The sequence below is a fragment of the Lysobacter sp. TAB13 genome (assembly GCF_052113885.1).
Lineage (GTDB): Bacteria > Pseudomonadota > Gammaproteobacteria > Xanthomonadales > Xanthomonadaceae > Lysobacter > Lysobacter gummosus.
The window spans coordinates 72,542-88,231 of record NZ_JBFRDR010000011.1; the positions used below are offsets into that span (position 1 = coordinate 72,542).

General features: G+C 67.9%; 14 protein-coding genes. 7 read left to right on the forward strand and 7 right to left on the reverse strand.

All coding sequences use genetic code 11. From position 1 onward, the window contains the following. Nucleotides 1–134: 134 nt before the first annotated feature. On the reverse strand, nt 135–905 hold the full coding sequence (locus AB4Y92_RS14605) for a helix-turn-helix domain-containing protein (RefSeq protein ID WP_441820319.1): 771 nt from the start codon (nt 903–905) through the stop codon (nt 135–137). Nucleotides 906–1,014: 109 nt separating this feature from the next. Here AB4Y92_RS14605 and AB4Y92_RS14610 point away from each other — a divergent pair, with 109 nt between their 5' ends. The 5 genes from AB4Y92_RS14610 (at nt 1,015) to AB4Y92_RS14630 (ending at nt 7,529) form a co-directional block, all read left to right on the forward strand. Continuing rightward, nucleotides 1,015–1,914, forward strand: a complete 900-nt coding sequence (locus tag AB4Y92_RS14610) for a DMT family transporter (protein ID WP_441820320.1) — start codon at nt 1,015–1,017, stop codon at nt 1,912–1,914. 264 nt (nt 1,915–2,178) lie between these two features. Then, nucleotides 2,179–2,808 carry a peroxiredoxin family protein gene (locus tag AB4Y92_RS14615; protein WP_441820321.1) on the forward strand — a complete coding sequence of 210 codons (630 nt, stop codon included), beginning with the start codon at nt 2,179–2,181 and terminating at the stop codon, nt 2,806–2,808. Between the two features lie 197 nt (nt 2,809–3,005). Beyond that, nucleotides 3,006–3,227: a hypothetical protein gene (locus AB4Y92_RS14620; protein WP_441820322.1), complete on the forward strand. Its 222-nt coding sequence runs from the start codon at nt 3,006–3,008 to the stop codon at nt 3,225–3,227. Between the two features lie 482 nt (nt 3,228–3,709). Continuing rightward, nucleotides 3,710–7,033 (forward strand): nSTAND1 domain-containing NTPase, encoded by a 3,324-nt coding sequence (locus tag AB4Y92_RS14625; RefSeq protein WP_441820323.1) that lies wholly within the window; start codon nt 3,710–3,712, stop codon nt 7,031–7,033. A gap of 16 nt (nt 7,034–7,049) precedes the next feature. Further along, nucleotides 7,050–7,529: a hypothetical protein gene (locus AB4Y92_RS14630; protein WP_441820324.1), complete on the forward strand. Its 480-nt coding sequence runs from the start codon at nt 7,050–7,052 to the stop codon at nt 7,527–7,529. 210 nt (nt 7,530–7,739) lie between these two features. Here the strand turns inward: AB4Y92_RS14630 and AB4Y92_RS14635 are convergent, their stop codons facing one another. Next, the gene (locus AB4Y92_RS14635; protein ID WP_441820325.1) at nt 7,740–8,120 is read right to left on the reverse strand and encodes a ribonuclease domain-containing protein; all 381 of its coding nucleotides are present in this window, start codon (nt 8,118–8,120) and stop codon (nt 7,740–7,742) included. 161 nt (nt 8,121–8,281) lie between these two features. Further along, entirely contained in the window at nt 8,282–8,668 is a 387-nt protein-coding gene (locus AB4Y92_RS14640) for a hypothetical protein (RefSeq protein WP_386791228.1), read from the reverse strand. Between the two features lie 446 nt (nt 8,669–9,114). Here AB4Y92_RS14640 and AB4Y92_RS14645 point away from each other — a divergent pair, with 446 nt between their 5' ends. Next, entirely contained in the window at nt 9,115–10,533 is a 1,419-nt protein-coding gene (locus tag AB4Y92_RS14645; protein WP_441820326.1) for a hypothetical protein, read from the forward strand. 399 nt (nt 10,534–10,932) lie between these two features. On the opposite strand, the gene AB4Y92_RS14650 is transcribed toward AB4Y92_RS14645, so the two are convergent. The 4 genes from AB4Y92_RS14650 to AB4Y92_RS14665 are packed head-to-tail and all read right to left on the reverse strand — an operon-like array spanning nt 10,933 to nt 14,391. Beyond that, a complete protein-coding gene (locus tag AB4Y92_RS14650; RefSeq protein WP_441820327.1) occupies nt 10,933–11,427 on the reverse strand; it encodes a hypothetical protein in 495 nt (164 codons plus the stop codon). After that, nucleotides 11,424–12,908 (reverse strand): hypothetical protein, encoded by a 1,485-nt coding sequence (locus tag AB4Y92_RS14655; protein ID WP_441820328.1) that lies wholly within the window; start codon nt 12,906–12,908, stop codon nt 11,424–11,426. The genes AB4Y92_RS14650 and AB4Y92_RS14655 overlap by 4 nt, the downstream gene beginning before the upstream one ends. Before the next feature lie 8 nt (nt 12,909–12,916). Next, nucleotides 12,917–13,690, reverse strand: coding sequence for a PP2C family serine/threonine-protein phosphatase (locus AB4Y92_RS14660; RefSeq protein WP_441820329.1), 774 nt, complete (start codon nt 13,688–13,690; stop codon nt 12,917–12,919). 17 nt (nt 13,691–13,707) lie between these two features. Then, on the reverse strand, nt 13,708–14,391 hold the full coding sequence (locus AB4Y92_RS14665) for a vWA domain-containing protein (RefSeq protein ID WP_057942226.1): 684 nt from the start codon (nt 14,389–14,391) through the stop codon (nt 13,708–13,710). A 140-nt stretch (nt 14,392–14,531) separates the two neighbouring features. Between AB4Y92_RS14665 and AB4Y92_RS14670 the strand changes: the two genes are divergently transcribed. Then, nucleotides 14,532–15,656: an aromatic ring-hydroxylating oxygenase subunit alpha gene (locus tag AB4Y92_RS14670; protein WP_441820330.1), complete on the forward strand. Its 1,125-nt coding sequence runs from the start codon at nt 14,532–14,534 to the stop codon at nt 15,654–15,656. Nucleotides 15,657–15,690 lie beyond the last annotated feature (34 nt).

Here is a 15,690-nt window from a genome sequence, read left to right on the forward strand (position 1 = left end):
AAAGGGGGGCAGGGGGGATTTGCTTTTACCGGCAGATCATGCGGATACAGCAAAAGCGAATCCCCCCTGCCCCCCTTTTTCAAAGGGGGGAACAGCACGGGCACTGTTAAGGGGGTACAGCGAGGGCTGTTGCTCTATTTCCGAAACTTCTGCGGCGTAGTCCCACTGAACTGCTGAAACATCGCAATGAACGCCGACGCGCTGGTATACCCCATCTGCGCCGCCACCTGCTGCACGCTGCGGCCCTGCTCCAACAGCGGGATCGATTGCTGAAACCGCAAACGCTGCCGCCACTGACTGAAAGACATGCCCAGTTCGTCGCGACAGCGCCGGCTCAAAGTGCGCTCGGTGGTATGCACCCGCTGCGCCCACTCCTCCAACGTGCTGTTGTCCCCGGGCGCATGCTGCAAGGCGTCCAGAATCGGCCCGAGCAAGCGGTCCTCGCTCTGCGGCACGAACCGCTGCAGCATCGGCGTGGCCAGCAGCTTGTCGATCAACACCCGCGCCAGGCGCCGGTCGGCCGGGGTGTCGGGGATCTCCACGCCGCGATCGAACAAGTCCTCGACCCCGGCGATGAACAACGGATGCAGGCGCACGATGCCCGGCGCCTTGGGCAGGCTCGGCGTGTAGCGCTCGGCGATATTGATCAGCCGGCACTTCACCTCGCGGCGGTTGTGCGAGGTGTGATCCATGCGCGGCGGAATCCACACCGCGTAGCCGGGCGGCGCGAAGAACGGCTGGCCTTCGACCACGAAGGCCATGCTGCCCGATTCCACGAACGCCAGCTGGCCCCAGGGATGCTGGTGCAGCGCGCTTTCGGTATCCACCGCCAGCGCCTCGTAGCGCAGCAGCAAGGGGCCCGGCAACGAGCGGTAGGGGTAATGGAACTGGCGGCTGCGGCGCATCTTGTCCGGGCTTCGCTACGGCGTGTCGGGTTATCGGCATCTGCCGATTACCCGACATTCTAGAATAGGCCGCCCCACTGTTGTACCGGTTGTACGAAGGAATCCCGCAATGCATCTGTTACTGCCGATCCTGGCCACGCTGATCTGGGCCGGAAACACGATCGTCAGCAAGCTGTCGGCCGGCGCCATCGAACCGGCCGCGATCTCGTTCTACCGCTGGCTGGTCGCGCTGCTGGTGCTGACCCCGTACATGCTGCCGCGGGTCTGGAAGCTGCGCGCGCAGGTGCGTCCGTACTGGCGCAAGCTGCTGGTGCTGTCGGCGCTGGGCATGGTGATGTATCAGTCGCTGGCCTACTTCGCCGCGCACAGCGTCAGCGCGATGTCGATGGGATTGATCGTCGCGGCGATTCCGCCGATGACGATGCTGATCGGCATGGCCGTGCTCAAGACCCGACCGTCGCCGGGGATGTTGATCGGCGCGGTGATTTCCTTCGCCGGGCTGAGCTGGCTGCTCAGCGGCGGCCATCCGGCGCAGTTGCTGCAGCAAGGCCTGGGCCGCGGCGAGTTGATGATGCTGCTGGCGGCGTGCTCGTATGCGCTGTACGGCGTGCTGGTCAAGCGTTGGGCGCTGCCGATTCCCAACGGCGAGTCGCTGTACCTGCAGATCGTCTGCGGCACGGTGCTGTTGCTGCCGGGTTTCCTGCTGGCGCCGTCGGTGGCGCTCACTGCGCACAACCTGCCGCTGGTGCTGTACGCAGGCATCTTCGCCTCGACCCTGGCGCCGTGGTTCTGGATGCACGGCCTGCTGCGGCTGGGCGCGGACAAGACCGCGATGCTGATGAACCTCACCCCGGTGTTCACCGCCGTGTTCGCGGTGCTGCTGCTCGGCGAGCCCTTGCAGACCTATCACTGGATCGGCGGCGGCCTGACCCTGCTGGGCGTGGCGACGGCGCAGGCGCTGCGGCAGAAGCCGGTGCTCGCACTGCAAACGCGCGAGTGCGCGGGCTGACCGCGGCGCAGTCGCTGGCGCGGCGAACGGCTGACACCGGCCGCGCCTGACAATCGTCATGACAACGCACTGCGCGGCCCGGCGATCCGGGTCGCGCAGTGCTGTGTGCGCACGCACCGGAAAGCGCCGGATTCCCGAGTCAGGCGCGAGCGCCGCGGCCGCCGCGCCCGCTTGGTCGGCGCCGAACGCCGCTCGCGCGCGTCCGCGTCGCCACTGTGAGCCGCGTCAAGTTCGCCGCTGGCGAGCGCTGTTAGGGTCGCAGGCATGTCGCCGCCACCCGACACTCAAAATCCGGTTTCCAGGCTCGCTCCACGCCTGCTGTGGGCGGCGCTGGCGCTCGCCACCGCGCTCGTGCTCGCACTGGGTTGGCAGGTCGGACGCATGCGCGCGGATCAGCGTTGGCTGGTCGATCGCGTCACCCAGCCCTACGTCGGCATGTACGTGCCGAAGGTCGCGCTGACCTCGCTGGACGGACAGACCCGCGAACTCGGCCAGCCGCGCGCCGACACCCAGGTGCTGTTCTTCTTCACCACCACCTGCCCGCATTGCCGCGCCTCGCTGCCGCCGCTCAAGCGCGCGGCCGAGCAGTTGCGCGCGAATGCCGGCGGCACCGAGCTGATCGGCGTCGCCTTCGCCACGCCCGCGCAGACCGCCGCCTACGCGCGCGAACACGCGCTCGACTTCCCGCTGATCGCCCACGACGACCGCCGCACCTCCGCGCTGTTCCGCGCGCGCAAGGTGCCGTCGCTGCTGGTGATCGGCCGCGACGGCCGGGTGCGTTACCAGCACGTGGGCGAGATCAACGACAAACAGACCCTGCGCGAACTGATGGCGGCGGCACAGCCACGGCCCGCGCCGGCGACCACAATGCAACGACCGCTCGCGGCCCGTTAGGCGCGATCGCGACGGGCTCTCGCCGCGGTTCGGGCGATGGCGCCGCCGGCAGCTTCAGGATTTCGTTACTGGTGTAGGGCGAGGCCACGGCACGGCCTCGCCGCCCGACCGGACCGGCGATGATGCCGGGCCGGCGCCACCGCCGCGCCTGCCGAGCTTTCGGCGATGGATGCGGCGACATCGACAGGAGCTGCGCAATGTTCAAGCGTAATCGTGGTGTACGAGTCGTCCTGGCGAGCCTGCTGTTCACGGCCGCGATGGGATTCGGCGCCTTCCAGGTAGTCGCCGGCAACGGCGGCGTGGCGACGCAATCGGAATCGTGCAACGCCTTCGCCTGCCGCAGCGAGTGCGCCGAATTCGGCGGCGATCTCGGTCCCGGCGGTCCCGGACGTCCTTTGGTTTGCTATTGCTGCGGCTGATCCCCCTCGGCTGCAAGCCTCTGCCGGCCGCGGGGGGTGGCCCCCGGCCGGCTTTTTTTATTCCCGTGCGGCGGCGATGCCGTCCGGTCGCGAAGATCGCGACCGCGGCGTCGCCGCCAGCCGCTGCTTGCGCCGCCGCGCACGCAGGCCGGCTCGACTGCAGACCCGATTGATGCACGCGCCCGCGCGCGATACGTAAAACGCAACCGGCACCGGACACCGATAAGCCGCCGCGTGCGCATATTGCCGATCGGCACCGATTTGGCTCTCTCGTTACAGACGAAACGCGCAAGGTTTGTTAGTTTTAGTGAGGCAATACACCCCGCCTGACGTTGCGATGGGGCGCAACGACGATGGCGGCCTCTCGCCTGTCACGCCGCACGGTGCTTACCGTCGCCGGACGTCGCAGATGCGGGGCGCGCATGAGGCTTCATGCGTCACCGGCCCCGACGGCTGACAAGCACACGCGAGCGAACGCTGCGATGCCCCAACGCATCGATCGGATCAAGAACCTGGCCGCGGTGTCGCAGTTCCGCATCGGCGCGCTGCTGGTCCAACCCGACCGCCTGGCGATCGTGCGCGACGGCGTGGTCACCGCGCTGGAACCGCGGATGATGGAAGTGCTGATCGCCCTGGCCGAACGCGCCGGCGAAGTGATCAGCGCCGAACAACTGCTGATCGAAATCTGGCGCGGCACCTTCTACGGCGACAACCCGGTCCACAAGACCATCGCCCAGTTGCGCCGCCGCCTGGGCGACAGCAGCCGCGAGCCGGACTATGTCGAAACCATCCGCAAGCGCGGCTACCGGCTGGTCGCGCGGGTGAGTTTCCCCGACGACTACCGCAGCGGCCTGCCGCGCGCGGCGGCGTGGACCCAGGGCAGCCCGTATGTCGGCCTGCGCTCGTTCGACGAAGCCCATGCCGGCGTGTTCTTCGGCCGCAGCCGCGCCACCGCGGAATTGCTGGCGACGCTGCGCGAACAGATGGACAGCCAGCGCCGGTTCGTCCTGGTCTCCGGCGCCAGCGGCTGCGGCAAGACCTCGCTGCTGCGCGCCGGGGTGATGCCGCTGCTGCGCCAGGACGGCGGCTTCGACGGCCTGCACGCGCTGGCCAGCGCCTACTTCGATCTGGGCGCGTGCCGCGGCGGCGATCTGCTGACCCGGCTGGCGCAATCGCTGTGCGACTGGTCGCTGGACGGGCGGCCGGTGTTCCTGCCGGGCGAGAGCGAATGGCTGACCCGGCAACTGCGCGAATCGCCGGCCGCGCTGCACGCGCGCATCGACGACGCGTTCGCGCGCCACACCGCGCCCTTGGCCGAACGCGCGCATTTGTCGCTGGTGGTCGACCACGCCGAAGCCGCGGTCGCCGCGCCCGGCATCACCGACGCCGACCGCCGCGACCTGGGCGTGGCCCTGACCGCGCTGTGCGCGTCCACGCGGGTGGCGACGATCGCCATCACCCGCAGCGATTTCTATCCGGCGCTGATCGAAGGCGTGCCCGGGCTGGCCGAACTCAAGGCCGGCGACGGCCACATCGATCTGTTGACACCGCGCCTCGGCGAGATCGGTCAGATCATCCGCGCCCCGGCCGCGCTGGCCGGACTGAGTTTCGAGGAAGACCCGGACGGCTCCAGCCGCCTGGACGATGTGCTGCGCGACGCCGCCGCCGAACACCCCGATTCGCTGCCGTTGCTGCAGCACACCCTGCAGGCGCTGTACGAACGCCAGAGCAGCGACGGCGTGCTGAGCCTGTCCACCTATCGCGAACTCGGCGGCCTGGAAGGCGCGCTGGCGCATCGCGCCGAACAGGTCTACGCCGAATTGCCGGCCGCCGCGCAAGCCAGCGTGGAGCGCGTGCTCGCGGCCCTAATCGTGATCCGCCCCGACAGCGACGCGGTCACCGGCCGGCGCGTGCTGTGGTCGAGCCTGGACGACGCGGCCGCGCGCGAGTTGGCGGAAGCCTTCGTGCGTGCGCGCCTGTTCGTCGGCGAACTCAGCGGCGGCGAGCCCGGTTTCGGCGTCGCGCACGAAGCCTTGCTGCGGCAATGGCCGCGCGCGCGCGAATGGGTGCGCGAGAACCGCCATCTGCTGCAGGCGCGCGAACGCCTGCAACGCGCGGCGCGGCGCTGGGTCACCGAAGGCCGCCGCGCCGATCACCTGCTCAACCCCGGCCGTCCGCTGGCCGAAGCGCGCGAAGCCGCGCGCCGCCTGCCCGACGATCTGGATGCCGACGATCTGAAGTTCCTGCACGCCTCCGAGCGCCAGCAGCGGCGCAAGCAATGGCTGCGGGTCGGCGCGATCGGCGCGCTGTGCGTGCTGGCGCTGGTCTCCATCGGCCTGGGCCTGCAAGCCTGGCAGGCGCGGCGCGAAGCCGAGCAACGGCGCGATCAGGCGCAGCAACTGGTCGCCTTCATGCTCGGCGATCTGGCCGAGCAACTGCGGCCGATCGGCAATCTGAAACTGCTCGACAGCGTCGGCAGCCAGGCGCTGGCCTATCTGGAGTACATGCCCGAAGCCGACATGCAGCCGCGCGAATTGGTCAGCCATGCGCGCGCGCTGCGCACCGTCGGCGAAGTGTTGATGAATCAGGCGCGTTTCGCCGAGGCGCGCGCGGCGTTCGAACGCGCTAATGAAGCCTCCTCGCTGGCCCTGGCCGGCGCGCCCGAATCGCTGGATGCGCTGGCCGAATCGGGCACCACCGCGTACTGGCTGGGCTATCACGACTACCAGCAGAAGAAATTCGACGGCGCGCGCACCCATTGGCAGGCGTATCTGAAAGCCTCCGAGCGTCTGGTCGAACGCGCGCCGAACGACCCGCGCTGGCAACTGGAGTTGTCCTACGCGCTCAATAATCTGGGCACGCTGGCCTTCAGCGGCCAGCGCAGCGATGAGGCCGGCGAGTTGTTCGCCCGCTCGGTCGCGATCAAGCGGCAATTGCTGGCGAAAAAGCCCGGCGACAAATCGCTGCGTTTCGAATTGGTAGACAGCCTGTCCTGGCTCAGCAGCGCGCAGGACATGAGCGGCCTGCTGAGCGAAGCGGCGCAAGGCTACGCCGCGCAAACCCAGATGCTGCGCGAATTGATCGACAGCGAACCCGACGCCGACGAGTGGCGGCGCAAGCTCGCCACCTCGTTGCTGCGCAGTTCGGTGCTGGCGCTGGATCGCGGACGGCTCGATGAAGCGCAGACCGAGATCGACGAAGCGGTGACCTTGCTCGATGCCCTGGTCGAGCAGCAGCCGGACAATAAAGTGTGGCGGCGCAATCTCGGCCACGCCTATTCGCACGCCGGACTGGTCGCTTCGCTCTCCGGCGCGCGCGAACGCGCGGTGGAGCGGCTGCGCGCGGCCCAACGCACGCTCGCGCCGATCATGCGCGAGACCGATCCGCCGCCGGAATGGCGTCTGCTGGACGCCAACGTGCGCCTGCATCTGGCGCAGGCCGATCCGCTGACCACCTCCGCACAAGCCGACACGGTGGTGGCGGATCTGGAAAAGCTGTATCGCGCCGCGCCGGACGACTTGCCAAATCGCGCCGGCCTCGGCCGCGCGCTGGCCTGGCGCGGCGAGTTCTACGCCGCCGCCGGCGACACCGCCCGCGCGCGCCAGGACTGGCGCCGGGTCGATCAATTGCTGGCCGATGCCGTCGCCGACAGCCGCAGCCGCGTCGTCCTCGACGCCTGGGCGCGCGCGCAGATACGGCTGGGCGCGCGCGACCGCGCCGCGCGCCAGATCGCCTGGCTGCAACGCATCGGCTACCGAAATCCCGGCTTCGTGGCTTTCTACGAAGCCGATCCGCAGCACCCATGAACGACAGGAACTCAACATGGCCAGCAAGAAAGACGCCGCTTCGGACAAGCAGAGCAAGCAAAGCAAGAGCAAGAAAGGCAAAGGCAAGCGCGAAGACGTGCCGGTGCTAAGCATCCAGCTGACGCTGGCTCACGTCGGATTCGGCGGCAACGCCGGCAAGGGCCATTATTTCTACAGCTTTTCGCCGGACGTGGTGACGGTGCAGACCAGCACCCCGATCACGCTCGAATACGTATTCGAAGATGAAGTGCCCTCGCGCTTCGAGATCGTCAACGTGCTCAACTCCGATGCCTACAAGCAGATCGGCGCGCCGGAGATTCTCGACGATGGCCGCCGCGTGCGCATGCGCAACCAGAACTCGGTCTCCACGCTGATTTTCTTCACCGTGCTGGTGCGCGACTCGCTGAGCGCTTACAACGATGTGGACCTGATCTCCTGCGATCCGCAGGTCGGCAACGATCCGCAGGTCATCCCCGGGCGCAAGAAGCGCGGCTGAGTTCCGCGCGCAGGCGGCGCGCAGCCGCCTGCGTTTGGGGCTGGGAACTGGGAATCGGGAATCGGGAATCGGGAATCGCAAGATTTTGCGAAAGCCGCGAAGTCTTTTGTAGGAGGGGCTTGGGCCCCGATGCTTTTCGATCAAAGGCATCGGGGCCAAAGCCCCTCCCACAGATGCAGCCCTACGCGCGATACGACCGCACCCGCCGGCTCAGTTGATCTCGCAGAACGTCGCGTAATGATCCGGCGTGTAGTAACGCTTCACGACGACGTTCTTGCGCGTCCCCATGCCCATCAGATACACCAGCCGGCGCGTACCGGCCTCGCCGTCGTGGCGGATCTTGCCTTCCCAGTACTCCTGGCCGCGGCTCGGGTTGGGCAGTTTGCCTTCGTCGTTACCGAATACCTGCACGTCCATGCCCGTACGGCCGCATTCGGTCACCGGATCGGCCACGGTCATGCAGAACGACATGTTGCGCATCGCTTCCTTGATGTCCGGCGGCAGGGTCCTGCAGACCGGCGGCTTGGCCATCGCGGGCGCGGCGAGCAGGCCCAGGCACAAGACGGCCGCATAGCGGTAAGGGGCGTTCATGGCGAAACTCCTTGAATGAGGGGTGGAACGTCTTGCAGAACGCGCGAGCGGCGGCGGCGTGAAAACGCGCGGTCATGGCGACCGGCCTGGCGCCGAATACGGGATCGGGCCGGCGCAAGGCCGACCCGACTCCCGCGCAATGCGCGCTGCGCGGGCGCGGCTTACCTGATGCGGCAGAAGCTCGCGAACTGGTCGGCGGTGTAATAGCGCTGGGTGATCGGCTTGCCCTGCGAACCTTCCTGGACCAGATACACCAGCCCCTGCGGCGAGCCGAGCAGACGCGGCGCGGCGCGCCAGTACTTCGGCCCCAGCGCGCCGAGCTTGGGCAGCAGGCCCTGGGCGTTGTCGTAACCGCGGGCGTTGAGTTCGACCTTTTCGCATGCGGCGGTCGGGTTGTCGGCGCGGGCGCAGTCGTTGAACGAGGCCACCATCTTCTGCACGCTCTTGGGCAGCTTGGAGACGCACTGCGGCGGGTCGCCCGCCATCGCGGGCAGTGCGGCGAGACTGATTACGGCGGACAGCATGCACTTCGCGAGCGTGGCGTTCATGGGTTTCTCCGGTTGAGTAAGGCGCGGGCCCCGGCGATTCCGGTCGGCTTGCGCACCACGGCATAGGCCGCCCGCACACCCTCGCCGCCCTGGACATGGCCGCGCCTTACCGCAACCTTACGGTTGGCCGGCGGGCCGGGCCGCGCGCCGGCCGCTTCACTCAGCCTCACTTTGGCCCTGCTCCGGCTCACCACGAAACTGCGCGGGGCGTCGCGAAAGCGCCCGATCGCGCCTGTCCGAACCTGACGAAAGCGCGCCGCGATCGCCCCAAGTCGTTGAATCGAAAGGCGATCGAACTCCGTAAGGTTGCCGTAAGGCGATCTGGGGATCGCGCGCCCACCCTGCGCTCCACCCGGATCGCCGCGTGCCGCGTCCGGAGCCGAAGCGCCCAGGGCGCGCGGTACCCGGCACGCAACGCCGCTTCGCGGCGATGCAGGAGCCAGGCCATGTCCGAGTCCGAATTTCCCTTCACCGGCAGCGACGACACGCTGAATTCCCAGGACGACGTCGGCGCGCTCTCGCAATTCCGCCACGGCGCCCAGGACCGGCGGTTGCTGGAACTGGCGCGCCTGGACGCGGGCATCATCGCCGCCAACAGCGACTTCGACGACAAGCCGTGGGGGCTGCTGTACCGCGCGCTGATCGATTCCATCGGCCTGTCGCCGGACGACTTCCAGCTGACCTACCCCTCCACCCAGTGGGACTGGAGCCGCACTCAGGCCGGTTTCATCCCCGCCGCCCAGTACGACTTCTGCGCGACCGCGCCGCAGTGGAGCGCGATCGGCGCCTATGTCTCCAGCGGCGACACCGTGCATCAGGCCTATCAGCAGTTCCTCAACGTGATCCCGGCGCAGACCGAATACCGCAGCCTGCGCCAGCACCTGCACGACGCCGACGACGCGCTGGTGGTGGCGACCAATCACTACACCCTGGCCACCACTTCGGCCGCCTCGGCCTACGCCAACCAGGTCGAAGACCATCCGCCGAGCTTCAGCGAATGGCTGGGCAGCCCGCGCGGACGCAGCTACCAGAACCGCATCGTCGCCGCGCAGGTGGCGATGAATCAGGCGCAGGCGCACTACAGCAACCTGATCGCCCAGTGCGAGCAGCCCGAGCTCGGTGACGCTCAGCGCCGCTGCGGCAACGAAGACTTCCACGTGCGCTACGCCGACCTCAACCTGATCCGCCTGCCCAAGGTGCCGGACTGGCAGATCGATCAGAACGCGGCCGACTGGGTGGCCAAGGTCGAAGCCGGCGAAGGTCCGGCAGGGGTCACCCTGGGCTTCAGCAATCGCGAAGCGCCGTACGATTTCGCCCAGACCTGGGCCGGCCGCCGCGGCCGCATCCGCCAGTTGTTCTGGCAGGTGCGCATCAACGGCCACTGGGAGCGCATCGACGAATTCGAATTCGACAACAAGCTGGAACTGTCGCTGGATTTCCAGGCGGTGGACCGCATCGGCATCCGCCCGGGCGAATGGTTCGACGGCGAGTTCGCCCGCAGCATGATCGACGGCCCCTTCATGCCCGGCTACAGCCCGTTCGGCGGCGATTCGATCGAGACCCGCGGCCAGCCGGTGTTCGGCGAGAAAGGCTTCTTCGGTTTGATCAAGAACGGCATGTGCGTGGGCTACAAGCCTTCGTTCGTGATCCGCACCACCACTTCGACCTTCCGCCGCTTCGTCGATCCGTTCAAGGCCGCGACCGGATTGCGCGTGGGGCCTTTCACGTTCGAAGCCGAAGGCGGGAGCATAGCCGCTGGGTGGAAGGCCGATGCGGCGACGCAGACGTTCAGCGGCACCACGACTTCGCGGCGGCCGTTGATTATCGGGGCTACGGTTTCGGAGTTGCCTAATGCGTCGGTGTGATTGCGTCACTACCAAGTCGTCATTCCCGCGAACGCGGGAATCCAGGGCCTTTCGTGCGAGAACGCTTGAAGTCGCTGATCCCCCGTTCGCGGGAATGACGGACTGTTTTACGACAATGTAAAGCCACAGACAAAAAGGATCGAAGAATTGACCGCCCGGATCATCGCGTGCAGCCCAGCGGATGCGCGGTGATCCGAACGAAGGGCAGGCATCGTACAGCGACGATGCGTTGCGTATCGGCGGTCAGTCGGGGGCGCGGCTCGCAGGAGCCGGCTCCGGCGATCCGGCCGATGCGCGTACGGCAGGGGGCCGGCGCGCATCGGCCGGGCATCGCGATTCAATGAGCGCAGCGATGCCCGAGGTCTTTTGTAGGGGGGCTTCAGCCCCGATGCTTTTCTTTCAGGTCTGAAAGATCCATCGCTTCGGATCGAAAAGCATCGGGGCTGAAGCCCCTCCTACAAAAGACCTCGGGGCGACACCGGTGGCGCGCGGTTCGATCTGCTCGATCACCGCGTTCGCGCGCCCGCCGCGCTTCATCTCGATCCAGCGGTAATGCGCGATCAAGCCCACCATCAGCACCAGCGTGGCTATCGCGGTCATCACGCCCATGTCGAAATCGCGATCCTGGCGCGCGCGCCAGCCCACCGCGATCAGGCTCGGCACGCCGGCCAGCACCAGTCCGGCGCGGAACCAGCGCTCGGACTGGGTATGCAGCGGCGAAGACAACAGATAGCCCAGCACGTCCATCGCCCACATCGGCAGCGACATCAGCCAGCCGGTGATCGGCGCCATCACCAGCACGGTGAAAAAGCTAAGGATCGCCACCTTCAGCCACGGGAACAGCGTCGGCACGCGCATGCGCTGCAATCGCGACGGCGGCCCGCGCCAGCTCATCGGTTGTTCAACCTGCGCGGCACCGCCACGACGAAGAAATAACAGCCGACCACGAAGGCCAAACCCAGAAACGTCATCAGGATCGCGTTCATCCATCCGTCGAACGGCGACTGCGGCGCGGCGCGCAAGGCCGCGTAATAGCCCTGGACGAACTGCGCGATGAAGGCGAACGCCAGCGGGAACAGCAACGCCAGCACCACCCGCATGCGGCTGGAGAAGCGCGACATCCGGCCCGGCGCGCGCGAAACCGCCGGCGCCGGCTTGGCCTGCGCCGCCTGCATTTGCGCCTGCATTTGCGCCTGCAACTGCAATTGCGCTTGCAACTGCGCCTGCAGTTGCGCGCGGGTGGGCCGGGCGCCGCGCGCGGCCGCGGCGCGGGTGGCCGCGGTCCAGATCGGCGGCAGCGGCGACACCGTCTTCGGCCGCGGCACCGCGTTGCGCGCGGTGCGGGTCAACAGTTCCTGGCGCATGCACGAGGCGCAGGACTGGCCGGCGTAATGCTGGTGTTCGCGATGCTTCGCGCACACCACGATCAGCCCGCGCGAGGGCTGCGCGTAGGCGCGCAGCGCGTCGCCCCACTCGGCCGAACTCGGCCGCGCCGATGGCGTATCGCCGAAGGCGCGATCGAACAGGTCGCGCAGTTGCACCGGCATCATCGCGTGCGCGCTGACCGGGTTGGGCTCCATCGCCGGATTGCCGCGGCGGCCGTAGGCGTAGCAGCGTTCGCGGATGCGCCCGGGCACGTCGGTGGGCACGCGATCGTGCTTGGGCCGGCCGCTGTAGGGATGGATACCGAAATTCAGCAACTGGAAAATCACCACCGCCAGGGCGAACCGGTCTTGGGTTTCTTCGCCGGCTTCGGTCAGCGTGTGGACCTGGTACTCCGGCGCCAGATAGTCGGGCGTGAACTGCGGCGCGTGAAAGCGCCGGCCCAGGCCCTGGATGCTGAAACCGTCGCAGTCGAGCAAGGCGATATACAGCGAGGCGCGATAGAAGCGCAGGTTCACCGGCTTGAGATCGACCACGTAGTGATGCTGCGCATGCAAGGCCGCCAGCACCGAGGCCAGATTCGCCGCCAGAGTGACCTTGTGGCCCAGGCCGACCGGCAGACCGGCGGCGCGCGCCTGGCGCTCCTGCAGGACTTGCTCGACTTCCGAAGTCGAGTCCACGTCCAGCGCCGGCATGGTGAAACCGATGAAGCGGCCGCGCTCGTCGCGCACCACCGCGTCGGGCCAGGCGATCTGCACGTAGCGCTTGCCGCCTTCCAGCTGATCGGGCAGTTTCGGCCGCAATTGCAGCATCGCCTCGACGCGATCGGTGTAGCTGGGCGGGTCCACCCGCGCGTGATAGATCTTGGCGACGCTGTCGGGATAGTCCGGCAACAAATAAACGCTGCCGGCGCCGCCACTCTTGATCAACGGCCCGAGCCGGCTGGGGCGCGTGCCGATCTGGATGCGGCTGCCGGTGCTGGGGCTGCTCATCGCCGCGCTCAGCTCCGCAATGCGATCAGCAGAGTCTTGTCATCGGAGGTGATGCCGTGCGTGCGCGGGTCCTCGAGCGTGGCCAGCAGCGCGCGGCTGCCCTGGTCTTCGTCCACCGATGCCAGATAGCGCGCGACCGGTTCGAAGAACGGCTTGAACAGGCCGGCGTTGTTCTTCTGCATGGCGAACGGCATCGCGCCGTCGGACATCAGCGCCAGATGCGTAATCGGCGCCGGCACCGGCAACACGCGCAGATGCTCGCGCCAGGACTCGCCGGTGACGAAGTAGGTTTCGTTCGCGTACTCGCCGTTGGACGGCAGCGACACCCACGCTGTGCCGTTGTCTTCGCCGTCGTCGTCCGCCGCCGGTTCGGCCACGGCGATGCCGTCGCCGATATGGAAGAACCAGCCGCGTTGGCCGTCGCCGGCATAGCCGACCAAGGTCGCGGCATAACTCGACAGCGGCGCCTGCGCGGCCTGCGCGGTCTGGATCAGCGCATCGCGCGCGAGCGTCACCGCATCGGCGGCGATGGCGAACCAGACATCAGTGTCACCGCCCAGGCATTCGGGTTCGCGCTCGCAGCGATCGCCCAATGCGCGCGCGACGGTGTCGGCGAGCAGGCGCGAACCTTCATCGCTGCGCGGCGCCGAGCCGGCGCCGTCGCAGACCACCGCGACCAGCACATCGCCGGCCGCGTGGAACGCGAAAGAGTCCTGGCAGGGAATGCCTTTGTCGATGTGAGAGGTTCCGGTCGCCGATGCGGCGTAAATTCGCCAGCTCATGCCCGCGACCCCGCCGCTCAGGTCGGTACCGCCGACCAGGTGTCGGTCGACGGCAACTGCGCCTGACCGCCGGGACGCGATTGCGACACCACCTGCATGCTCGCGCTGAGCCACAGGAACAGCTCGCGGAACTGCAGACCGTGCAGGCGCTTCACGCCGCCCGGCCCCTTGCTGCTGAACTGGCTCATGATCGCGTCGTCGGCGCCTTCGCCGACCGCGATCGGGAAGATCGCCACCTTGTTGGCGCGCTCGGCGTCGCAGGCGCGCTTGGCCGCCGCTTCCCAGGCATCGGTCGGCGTGCCGTCGGACATCAGGAACAGCCACGGCCGGGTGTAGGCGATGCCGGCGGCCTTGAAGCGCTGCTTTTCGTTCTCGACCTCGACCAGGGCCAGATCGATCGCGCGCCCGGTCGGGGTGGTGCCGTCGGCTTCGAGGTTGGGCGCGCTGAAATCCATCGCGTCGCACCAGTCGCCGACCACTTCGGCATGGTCGAAACCGCCGTAGCGCACGACCAGCACGCGCACGCGCTTGGCCGCGATCACATCGCCCTTGAGCTCGGTCTCCAACAGCTTGAGGCCTTCGTTCAACTGCTGGATCGGCGGCCCCATCATGCTGCCGGAGCAGTCCAGCACCAGGACCAGCGGGGTGCGCTGCTCGGTGTTGTCCACCAGGGCGACATCGGGGATGACGGGCTGATTCATGGCATTCCCTTGCATTGGATATGCGCCGGAGTATAGCCACGACCGGGCCATGGGTGCGCGGGCCGCGGCCACGCTCGGACCGCGCTCATACCGCGACGGCCGGCTTTGCGCGCCGCGCCGGCGCGGCGGATACTGCGGCCATGACCGAGCCCGCCGCCAACGTCGTCGCCGCCATCGCGCCCGGACAGCCGGATCTCGCGCCGCAGCCCCTGAGCCACGCCACCGCCCTGCCCGCGCGCTACTACGTCGCCGCCGGCATGGCCGCGCTCGACCGCGAGGCGGTGTTCGATCGCGGCTGGCAGTTGATCGCCCACCTGTGCCAGCTGCGCGAGGCCGGCGACCACGTCGTCGCCGATTTCGCCGGCCTGCCGGTGATCGCGGTGCGCGGAGGCGATGGCGAGATCCGGGTCTTCCACAACGTCTGCCGCCATCGCGCCGGGCCGATCGCCAGCTGCGACGGCCTGGCCGCGCGTTCGCTGCGCTGCCGCTATCACGGCTGGACCTACGGCCTGGACGGGGTGCTGCGCTCGGCGCCGGAAATGAATCACGCGCCGGACTTCGATCCCAGCCAGGTGCGTCTGCCGCAGTTGCAGGTGCGGGTGTGGCAGGGGCTGGTGTTCGCCGCCTCCGCGACTGCGACGCTGGACTTCGACGAATTCGTGGAAGGCATCGCGCAGCGTATCGGCGATGCGCGCGGCCTGTCCGAGTACGGCCATCACCACCGGGTCGGTTACGACGTCGCCTGCAACTGGAAGGTCTACGTCGATAACTACCTGGAGGGTTATCACGTCCCGCACATCCATCCCGGCCTCAACCGGTTGCTGGACTACCGCAGCTACGTCACCGAGACCGCGCGCTGGTATTCCTACCAGTGGAGCCCGCTGGAAAGCGGCGACAGCCTGTACGGCAGCGGCGACGCGCTGTACTACTGGATGTGGCCCAACACCATGCTCAACATCCTGCCCGGGCGGTTGCAGACCAATCGCATCGTGCCGGTCGGCGTGGACCGCTGCCGGGTCGAGTTCGATTTCTACTACACCGCGGACGATTCCGGCGAGGCGCGCGCGCGCCGCGAAGCCGATCTGGCTTTCAGCGACGAAGTGCAGCTGGAAGACCTGACCATCTGCGAAGACGTGCAGCGCGGTTTGAACTCGGGCTCGTACGTGGCCGGACGCTTGAACCCGTTGCGCGAAAACGCCGTGCATCATTTCCAGGAACTGTTGCGCGAGGCCTATCGCGCCGCGTGCGTTCCGGGACAAGGCTGAAACGATGAGCGCTGGCGGCTCGGCAGATCCGTCG

Excerpts from the sequence above, each read along its gene's own strand:
- AB4Y92_RS14670 (WP_441820330.1), top strand. The coding sequence starts at position 14,532 with ATGACCGAGCCCGCCGCCAACGTCGTCGCCGCCATCGCGCCCGGACAG.
- AB4Y92_RS14610 (WP_441820320.1), top strand. The coding sequence starts at position 1,015 with ATGCATCTGTTACTGCCGATCCTGGCCACGCTGATCTGGGCCGGAAAC.
- AB4Y92_RS14665 (WP_057942226.1), bottom strand. The coding sequence starts at position 14,391 with ATGAATCAGCCCGTCATCCCCGATGTCGCCCTGGTGGACAACACCGAG.
- AB4Y92_RS14615 (WP_441820321.1), top strand. The coding sequence starts at position 2,179 with ATGTCGCCGCCACCCGACACTCAAAATCCGGTTTCCAGGCTCGCTCCA.
- AB4Y92_RS14635 (WP_441820325.1), bottom strand. The coding sequence starts at position 8,120 with ATGAACGCCCCTTACCGCTATGCGGCCGTCTTGTGCCTGGGCCTGCTC.
- AB4Y92_RS14645 (WP_441820326.1), top strand. The coding sequence starts at position 9,115 with ATGTCCGAGTCCGAATTTCCCTTCACCGGCAGCGACGACACGCTGAAT.
- AB4Y92_RS14605 (WP_441820319.1), bottom strand. The coding sequence starts at position 905 with ATGCGCCGCAGCCGCCAGTTCCATTACCCCTACCGCTCGTTGCCGGGC.
- AB4Y92_RS14620 (WP_441820322.1), top strand. The coding sequence starts at position 3,006 with ATGTTCAAGCGTAATCGTGGTGTACGAGTCGTCCTGGCGAGCCTGCTG.
- AB4Y92_RS14640 (WP_386791228.1), bottom strand. The coding sequence starts at position 8,668 with ATGAACGCCACGCTCGCGAAGTGCATGCTGTCCGCCGTAATCAGTCTC.
- AB4Y92_RS14655 (WP_441820328.1), bottom strand. The coding sequence starts at position 12,908 with ATGAGCAGCCCCAGCACCGGCAGCCGCATCCAGATCGGCACGCGCCCC.
- AB4Y92_RS14650 (WP_441820327.1), bottom strand. The coding sequence starts at position 11,427 with ATGAGCTGGCGCGGGCCGCCGTCGCGATTGCAGCGCATGCGCGTGCCG.
- AB4Y92_RS14660 (WP_441820329.1), bottom strand. The coding sequence starts at position 13,690 with ATGAGCTGGCGAATTTACGCCGCATCGGCGACCGGAACCTCTCACATC.
- AB4Y92_RS14630 (WP_441820324.1), top strand. The coding sequence starts at position 7,050 with ATGGCCAGCAAGAAAGACGCCGCTTCGGACAAGCAGAGCAAGCAAAGC.
- AB4Y92_RS14625 (WP_441820323.1), top strand. The coding sequence starts at position 3,710 with ATGCCCCAACGCATCGATCGGATCAAGAACCTGGCCGCGGTGTCGCAG.